The organism is Bacillus sp. AFS001701, assembly GCF_002559405.1.
GTDB lineage: Bacteria > Bacillota > Bacilli > Bacillales > Bacillaceae_G > Gottfriedia.
In genome coordinates this window covers 1-9167 of sequence record NZ_NTZO01000102.1, presented here as the reverse complement: position 1 = coordinate 9167, position 9167 = coordinate 1, and the positions used below count along the sequence as shown (strand labels likewise).

The 9167-nt window shown below is 32.9% G+C and carries 5 protein-coding genes and 1 pseudogene; 1 reads left to right on the top strand and 5 read right to left on the bottom strand.

Annotated elements, in window-relative coordinates; translation table 11 throughout:
- Positions 1-155 precede the first annotated feature (155 nt).
- Entirely contained in the window at positions 156-1436 is a 1281-nt protein-coding gene (locus CN514_RS08600) for an MFS transporter (RefSeq protein ID WP_098232241.1), read from the top strand.
- 174 nt (positions 1437-1610) lie between these two features.
- Here the strand turns inward: CN514_RS08600 and CN514_RS08595 are convergent.
- From CN514_RS08595 to CN514_RS25280, 5 genes and pseudogenes are all read right to left on the bottom strand, one after another.
- Positions 1611-1760: pseudogene (locus CN514_RS08595) on the bottom strand (cold-shock protein); the annotation flags it as partial.
- A 213-nt stretch (positions 1761-1973) separates the two neighbouring features.
- A complete protein-coding gene (locus CN514_RS08590; RefSeq protein ID WP_286141609.1) occupies positions 1974-2135 on the bottom strand; it encodes a hypothetical protein in 162 nt (53 codons plus the stop codon).
- 843 nt (positions 2136-2978) lie between these two features.
- On the bottom strand, positions 2979-7145 hold the full coding sequence (locus tag CN514_RS08585; RefSeq protein WP_098232240.1) for a S8 family serine peptidase: 4167 nt from the start codon (positions 7143-7145) through the stop codon (positions 2979-2981).
- A gap of 341 nt (positions 7146-7486) precedes the next feature.
- Positions 7487-8761 carry a helix-turn-helix domain-containing protein gene (locus tag CN514_RS08580; protein ID WP_176525843.1) on the bottom strand — a complete coding sequence of 425 codons (1275 nt, stop codon included), beginning with the start codon at positions 8759-8761 and terminating at the stop codon, positions 7487-7489.
- Between the two features lie 54 nt (positions 8762-8815).
- On the bottom strand, positions 8816-8974 hold the full coding sequence (locus tag CN514_RS25280) for a PA domain-containing protein (RefSeq protein WP_141529336.1): 159 nt from the start codon (positions 8972-8974) through the stop codon (positions 8816-8818).
- Positions 8975-9167 lie beyond the last annotated feature (193 nt).

Here is a 9167-nt window from a genome sequence, read left to right as displayed (position 1 = left end):
TTATAAAATTATAAACAAAAACAACTTTGTTTTACATATAAAACGAAGTTGTTTTTGTTTAACTGGGAGTTGATAAATAATGTGAAAAATTGCGTTTTGACTGCAGGTGATGAAAACGTATGGAAAGGTTGGCTTAAATTAAAGGGGGTATAAACATGTTTCATGGTCAAAAAAGATGGTTGTACATTGCAGTTCCTATTTTTTTCTTCTGGTTTTTCGGCCAGATTGATAAAGTAGGTATTTCGGTCATTCAAACAGATCCAGGATTTTTAAGTGATCTTGGTTTAACTGGGCCAGATAAGAATGCAAAAATTGGCCTTATCACCTTTATTTTCATGATTTCATACTCATGTTCTAACATCTTTTGGGGATTTATTATCGACAAATTAGGGGCACGGAAAACAGCTATTATTGGACTACTTATTTGGACATCAACCATGGTTATGGGAGGGTTGTCTACTTCGTACGAAATGTTTTTATTTAGCAGAGTAATCCTCGGAATCGGGGAAGGTATGATGATTCCAGTATCGGGTAAATTTATTTCGAATTGGTTTAATAAACGAGAGCTTGGTAGGGCACAGTCATCCTGGATTACTGGCAACTATCTTGGCCCAGCATTGGGTGCCATTATTCTCATTTTAGTTATTTCAACTTTTCATTGGCAGGCAGCATTCTTTATTCTTGCCACATTTAATTTATTGATTAATATCCCATTGTTCCTTTTTCTGTCTCGAAATACGCCAGAAGAACATCCACGTATCAGTAAAGAAGAGGTTAACCATATTCGGCAGAAAGACGAAGCAGAAAATACGCAATCAAAGCAATTCTTCGCTAAGGAGTACCGTTATTGGATTGTCTGGTTTGGCAATTTGATGTCGTCATTTCTTTTCTTTGGAATCAGTATCTGGTTGCCTACATATCTTGTTGAAGCAAAAGGTTTTGAGAGAGAAGCTATGACTGGTATTACTTCATTATCATGGCTATTCGCTCTTGGATTTGTCTTGGCTGGAGGTTTCCTTGCGGACAAAACGAAACGCCCGAGTTTGCTTGCGATGATCCTTTTCTTACTAACTGCTTCATTTTTGACAATCGCTGTTATTGCACCAAATCCTATTGTGGCAGGTGTTTCTATGGGGCTCGCCATGGGATCTCAGGGGGGAATGTTTCATTTAACCAATTTATTCATCGTCAAATTTTCAACACCTGAAACATCAGGGCGCGCAGCCGGTTTAATGGGTTTCACGAATATTATGGGTGGCTTTTCGAGCTATATTATGGGCTGGGTTCGCGATTTGTCTAGTGGTGATTTTGGACCTTCCATTATTATGCTTATTGTGGCTGCTACACTTGGTTTTGTAGCGTATCTGTTTATGATAAAAAAAGAAGGTGCTGAATATCATTTAAGCAATACACTAGGAAATAAAGTAACTATATAACTCGGTAAATTTCTTTTATTCATTTTAAATGTGCTATGATACCTTAAATCATTTTCAATATCAATTTCCACATTAGATTATCCCCTTATTCTTTTTATGAATAGGGGTTTTTTTATATTATAGAATATAAATAAAGACGGATTCTAAAATATTGAATCCGACTATTATGGTTAACTATGCTTTTTTAACATTAGTTGCTTGTGGTCCGCGTTGCCCTTGTTCTACTTTAAATGTAACTGCTTAAGATTCATCTAATGATTTGAATCCTTCAATTTGAATTGCTGAGAAGTGAACGAATACATCATTACCAGTTTCACGCTCAATACATTGTAATGTTTCAATTTTAGCAATATAGGTAAAAACACTCAAATTATCCTAAATAAAAATAGACATTTCATTTTTTATAAGACTAATATATAGATCCCTTTCTTATATAACTATCGCATGCGTTCGTTGAATAATTTTTATATACATTATCCCCATCATTTTGTCTAAGGCTTAATAGTGTTCTATTAAAGAGAAATGTCTTTAAATTCTTTAACTTTCTAATTCCTGTGATATAGTTTCTTTCATTTTCTTTTCGCATTTTTCACTACATAAAGCAAATACACCATCTGCTTCTGACTCTTTCCCAGTTACAATCATTGGAACACTTGTATTTCGGATTCTGAGGCCTATTTGAACGATTTTTGCCTTCACTTGCAGTATAATCTTCACCTTCTACAAACTTAACACTTAACGCAAATACTGGTTTGTTATTACTATACTTCCCTATTTTCCTGGCTCGTTCGTATGGCGGACTTGCCGTAAATGGAACAGGAACCTATGGAATGTGGCAATGGCCTTACAGACCGTAATCGGTCTATTTAATGACGAATCGACACATACGGAAATGACAGTAAGGTGTACTTTTCCTTACTGATCAGTCCGTCGTCCTGCCTGCTAGATGTCTATTTTTAATGTACTTACAGGTCATATTTCTTAGGAAAATAGATTGAATAAAGTTTTTAAGATTTTTAGCAATAGATGATATTATTCTTTAACGTTGAAAATGTCGTAAATTCCCCAATAACCTCTGTTCCAATTACAGTTTTTAAAGCTAAATCCATCGCAAATTTAACGAGTATGCTTGTTGTTAACCGTGACAAAAGGAAATAAATATTTGAGTTAATGATTAAAGTTGAAAATAGAAACTCCCTACCTTCATTGAATAGGGCTATACCAATAAAACACCTTAATGTTACTCCATTAACTCATGCTATCCTAACTAGAATATAACTATCGTATACTATTTCATCTTTTAAACATAAGAAGACTCCTACTAGTTAAATTTACTAGCAGGAGTCTTTAGCTTTAATAAGGAACAAGTGAAAACTAAAACAAAACATGATTTTTATTTTTACATCGAGTGTTATTCGTCTAAATCCCTTATCTTTCTTATACCATTTCAGAAATATTCTCAGTTCACCTGTGCCAATATTATATAATAAAATATTTTACAGACTCTACAAAGAAAGTATTCAACTTCTCTTCATTTCTTGTTTATTGTAAACCTAATTGTGTTAATACATCATCCAAGGTAACGCCTTTATAAGCAGTTTTTGCTTTTGGTACATTAGTTACAGTAGGATTCTTTAATCCGTAATTTTTAACAATGAAATCCATATCCTTTTTATCTACTACTTTATCAAAGTTAAAATCTGCTGATGCTTTATTTGTACCCCAATAGGTTTGGACTGCTAATGCATCTAAAATATCGATTACATTATCTTTGTTAACATCTCCTGCTGCAGCAACTGGTAAATTCCAGCCTAATCTCTTACCTACGATTTCCCCACGTACATTATTAGATAAAACAAGTTGTCGGTTCATCGTGAAATGACCTGGTACATCAACAGTTACCGTATAAGGATTTACTTCAGCTTTCAGACCTTCAATGATATACTGGCCACTCTTATTGAAACTCGGCGCATTAACACTTGTTTTTCCATCATAAGAAGTAACTGTTACTTTAGCACCTATTGCACTTTGATCAAGCGCAAAATTTTGCTGACCTGTTGTTGGATCAGTTGCACCTTCAACTCGTACTGCTCCATCTAATCTTGAATAGGTTGGTTTATATTTAATACTTTCCATGTAAGAGTAAACATTATTAGTCACTACATCTGATTGATCAGTCGTAGAGGCTGTCATTGTATACCAATTGAAAGCAGATCCTCCATAAATACCATCTGTAAATTTTTTAGACGTTTTAAGGTCGAAATTAACTAACTGTAAGTCTTCTGGTAATACTTTATCGCCTAAATAAGTGAATGTAATTGTATAGTTTAAATACCCTCCTGATGGAGCCGTAGATACAGACACTTGTGCATTACCATATTGTTTTACTGCATCATTTACAACTACATTTTCAATTGAAGCAATGTTAGAATCAACTGGTATTGTAATTTTACTTGTTTTTAGATTTTTAACATTGTTTGAACGAACACTATAATTTACTGTATCCCCTGTTGTCACGATTTGTTTATTTGCCTTTAAATAGTAATATGGTAAATTGTGATCCACGAAAACAACTCTTAACATATTAAAAGCATTTCCAGTAAAGTTTCTTGCATAATCCATTCCGTAAAACTGGACTTGTAAAGGTGCTTTTTGTTTTCTAACTACAAGTTTATCTGTGTAATTACCATTTTTATCAGTATAAATCGGATTAGCAGGAAATGAGCTATTATAGAACGATACAACTGCATTGTTTGATTGATCAACTGGAAGACCTAGTTTACTAGCTTCATCTGTTTCAGGATCATTTAAGTTAAAGTTAAAGTCATATAAGAATTGTCCATTTGAATCAAATTGACTGTCGTTATATTCAATAACTTTTTGATCTAAAGAATCAAAGCTAGAAGTCATAGTTGGTTTACCAAGATCATAGAAGAAATCAGATGATTTTGTAAATGTTTTACCTTGTTCATTTGATCCAACCATCTTAATTTTATAGTGTCCTGGTTGAGCAATTTCTGGTTGATAGCTAATCGGATTCGCTGAGTCACCAGTAAATGGATAGTATGTTCCAGTAAACCCTTTTGTAACATAATAAGTTTGATTTTCGTTCAGTAATATCGGACTCAACGAGCCTACTAATCCTAGGTCTTCACCTGTTACGCCATCTTGTAAAATAACTTCTAATGTTTTCATATGTGATTTTAATGAGTATGAAAATGATTCGAAAGGCCACGCAGTTGCCGGCCAAGCTGTATCGGATGAATACATTGGTAAGGCGTCAACTGAATCAATGCCTTCTTTTATTACTCGTCCACCAAACGGAATTTGATATGTTTCAGTTGGATCTTGAGTATTCGTGAAAGTGATATATCCTTCATATGTTCCTTTATCTGCTGTTTTTGGAATGTTTAAATTAAATTTAATTGATTTTTGACTAATTCCATTTAATTTTACAGATGTAGGACCAGTTAATGTTACATTGTTTTTAGCTGCATCTAATGAACCTCTTAATCCAGTTTGGAACTTCACATCTACATTAAACGTTTTTGCTTTCTCACTGCGGTTCTTTAATGTTACAGTACGTGAATCAGCGATATCTTGGTCATCAAATCCAAATGAACCAAAGCTCATTCCACCTGTCAATTCTTGTATTGAATTTTGTTTTCCATTAATGATTGTTGGCGTTTTATCAACTACTTCTAATTCAACATTTGAGTGGATTGCTTCATAAGCATCTACTCGGCCACTGCCTGCTTCAAATACACTATAAGCCTTTGAAAGTGGATCTGCTGTATTCATTAAGATTGATTTGATATCTTCTGGTTTTAAATCTTTATTTGATTGCAGTAATAACGCAGATATTCCTGCTACATAAGGTGTTGCCATAGAAGTACCTGATAAGCGCTCATACGCATACTTGTAATCTTCTGGTTTTGATCCATCAACTGTTTTATCGTTTACATAGAAAGGAACTGTCGAAAGAATTGAAACACCAGGCGCTGTAACTTCTGGTTTAATATCATAGTTCACTCGAGATGGACCTCTAGAACTAAATTTTGCTAATTCATCTGAAGCTGTTTTTAATTTCGTGAAATCGCCGAATATGAAGTCTGTTTTACCCTCTTTAATTGCAGCTGCGATCGTATTACCTTCATCATTTGAAACTGAGAATGCAGGAATCGCATCGACTGATTCACCAAGGAATGATTGTATTGCACCTTCTGCTTTATTTGTCTCATCGTTATACATTAATACGCCAGCAGCGCCATTTGCTTTTGCATTTTTGATTTTATCAATTAATGCAATTGATCCACGCTTAACAAATGCAATCTTTCCATTTAAATCTTTTCCATTAAAGTCCGCAGGGTTAGCTAATCCAACATCAACAAGCTGATAAGTTTTTCCTTTTAATGTTGTTACATCATCTTTATAATTTCTCGCTAACTGTCTTAAAGAATAGTTTTTACTATCTTGTACACCTGCAAATTGATAAATATCAAGTGCAATAGATGATGCACCTACTGTTAAAGCTAAAGCTGCAGCTCCAGGCGCACCAAGAGTGTACATTTGATCCCCGCTATTTCCTGCCGCAATGACAGTCGTTACTCCACTTAATACTGCGTTGTTTACCGCAATTGAAGTTGCAAATAGAGGGTCATTTAATGTTGCTCCTAGAGACATATTAATGACATTCATACCGTCTTTTACTGCACGGTCAATTCCGGCTATGATTGCATCCATTGTTCCACTACCGTACGGACCAAGTACTCGGTAAGAATAAATATCCGATTCTGGTGCCGCACCAACAGTTTTGTATTCACTATTTGCTTTACCACGTCCACCAATGATTCCGGCTACATGTGTTCCATGTTCAGTGTAGTACGCACTTCCGCTAATAAATTCTGCTTGGCCAGATTTTTTCCAATCTGTGTAAGTTGTTTCCATTGGGTCATTATCATTGTTTACAAAATCATATCCACCTTTATATGCATCTTTCAAATCTGGGTGGTTATAGTCAATACCTGTATCTAAAATCCCTATTTTAATTCCTTTACCTGTGAAACCTTCTGCATGTAAACGATCTAATGCATCATAAGGAGTATAGTTACCAACATTTGCTTCATCTGCTTTTAATTGACCGTTTTCTTTAGGAGGATCAATTGAAAATGTTTGGTTACTCCAAACCGATTTTACAGCTTTTGATTTCAATAGATTTTTAATTTGATTTGCAGGTAGACTCATTGAAACACCATTAAAGGCATTTTTATATGAACGATTAATCTTATAATCTACTTTTTTCGTTTTACCACTTTCTAATACTTGATCAACATCTTTAGCAAATGTCTCATGATCTTGATCGACTAAATTTGCCGCTTCTGTAGAAGTTAATGATTTTCCCTCTACACTTGCTTCGATTTGGGCAACTTTAGCAGGTTTATTTGCAAACTCAACAATGACGCTTGTTTGTTCTGAAGAATTTAAATTAATATCTGAAGAAATTTGAAGACCAGATTCTTCATTAGTCGAAAGTTGTTCAAGTGCTGCTCTTTGCTCAGAAGTTAACTTTGCTAGAATATCCTCTGCTTTACTTGGACTTGCTGCTTTAGTACTATTGGTTACTTGCCCAAGTGAGCCAAGTATAAAGCCCGATGTTAAAGCTAACACTGTAAAGCTTTTTAAAAACTTTTTCTCTGTCTTATTCCCCATTTCTCTTCCTCCTAGATAATTTACGACAAGGTAGATTGCTACATTGAAGTACAAAAATATTCTTTTTCTAACAAAACTCTTTACTATTTCCCTAAAAATAAGCAAATAATTTGTAACAAATTGTCTACTTATTTAATTTTATTATTAAGAATTTTCATTCTTTAATCAATTGGGTTATATTTTCCTTATTAATTCAAGGTTTCGGGGTTTACAAGATGAATTTCGATGAAATTCTTATCGATTGTTTATAAACTTTTCATTTTTTTCATATTTTAATATTAAATAACGTTTGTTAACTCAAAAAAGTAATTAGACAACGAATCTCGTTGTCTAATTACTTTTTAATTTAATACTTGATTCATAAAACTAAAGTCTTGATCTAACTCAATAGCTTTTTTATATTCTTTTATCTTTAGATAATAACGAAATAATTTTTTGCCATATTGCTCATAAAAGAAAGTATTATTGGTTGAAATTAACTGTGGTATGACTACTTCAGCTAACAATTCATAGTATTGGTTATGTTCTTGTTTACACTTCAATGCAAACAGGTTAAATAGATTAAAAAAGATCGGACATGCTTTCTTAGCTAGCTTCGTACCAATTTCTATTTTTGCTAATAACTCTTCTTGATTCAATAACTCTCCCTCTAAACATGCTTCCACGAAATGATATAATCGACGGACATATTTTATTGATATTTTATCTGCTTTATCTGTTTTATCTGTCAATAAAACTGCTTTTTCAAAATAATGAGCAGCTTGGCTATAATAACCTCTTTTAAAAAATTCTTCTCCTAAATTAGATAAAATAATAATTTTATTTTCAAGAGCATCTAAAACTTCACAATTATGAATTAGATTTTTATAGTTTTCGACCAATTCTAAAAAATCAATCTCTTGATCACTATCAAATTGCATTAATATTATTATTTGTGCACTAATAGCACTAACGTAGTTAGATGTTTTATTAAAAAATTGAAGTGCTCTTTCAGCGTATTTATATGCGAATATTTTTGCTTTCGCATGATGATAAGCAAGCGCTAAGTGATAGTAATATTCTTCATTTTTATATTCATCCATGTTAATTTGTTCTAATATGTTCACAGCAGTTTGAAACAATTCACTATCAACAGTCCCAAATGTGCTAATACAATACATTCCCTTTATATGTAGAAGAAGATTTTTTTCATAATTAGACAAATTTGAAAACTTCTTTTCGACGTACTCAATTGTATTTTTAGTTTCTAGAAACAGACCTTTAAAGTGATAATACTTTGCTGTTAAGAGCAAATAGTAAGCCGCATGTTTAGATGTCATAATAAAGGAATTTTGCTCTAATTCTAATTTTATTTCATCAATTTGTGCTGTTTTTTGCATGATGAGCGCATGATTCCAATCATTTAACTGATTTTCAATTTGATATAATGATTCAATCTCATTACTTATATCAATTTCTAATCGATCTGCAAATTTGGTGATAATTTCGGGTGTTAAAGCAACTTTTCCACCTTCAAATCTACTAATATAGGCCTTACCACAAATTCCCTCACCTAATTTTGATTGACTAATCCCTTTTTTCTCTCGATAATATTTGATGATTTCTCCTACTAACATATTAGCCTCCTTTATATTAGGTAACATTTGAACGATTCTATAATTGCAAAATGATTATGTAAATTTACATTTCCCACCTTCAGCTAAATAGAAAGGCATTAAACCATCAACGTTGTTGTAAATGATTACTCTAGCAGCGCCACGGTTTTTCGCTTTTAAAATCTTATCGTTAATCGTATTTATACCACGTTGAATGAATGCGATTTTTTTCATCTATTCGAGTGTTTGCACCTGAAATTAACTGAACCCATAATCTATCAGATTTCAACTAAATTCTATCCCCTTCCCCATTTGCTATATTCAGTATAATTAATCAGAATTTTCTAATGAAGTTAGAAATATTAATCACCCAATAAGATATTCTTATCCCCCTAAAAATAACCGAAATAATATTCTTAAATAATTT

Excerpts from the sequence above, each read along its gene's own strand:
- CN514_RS08580 (WP_176525843.1), bottom strand. The coding sequence starts at position 8,761 with ATGTTAGTAGGAGAAATCATCAAATATTATCGAGAGAAAAAAGGGATT.
- CN514_RS08600 (WP_098232241.1), top strand. The coding sequence starts at position 156 with ATGTTTCATGGTCAAAAAAGATGGTTGTACATTGCAGTTCCTATTTTT.
- CN514_RS25280 (WP_141529336.1), bottom strand. The coding sequence starts at position 8,974 with ATGAAAAAAATCGCATTCATTCAACGTGGTATAAATACGATTAACGAT.
- CN514_RS08585 (WP_098232240.1), bottom strand. The coding sequence starts at position 7,145 with ATGGGGAATAAGACAGAGAAAAAGTTTTTAAAAAGCTTTACAGTGTTA.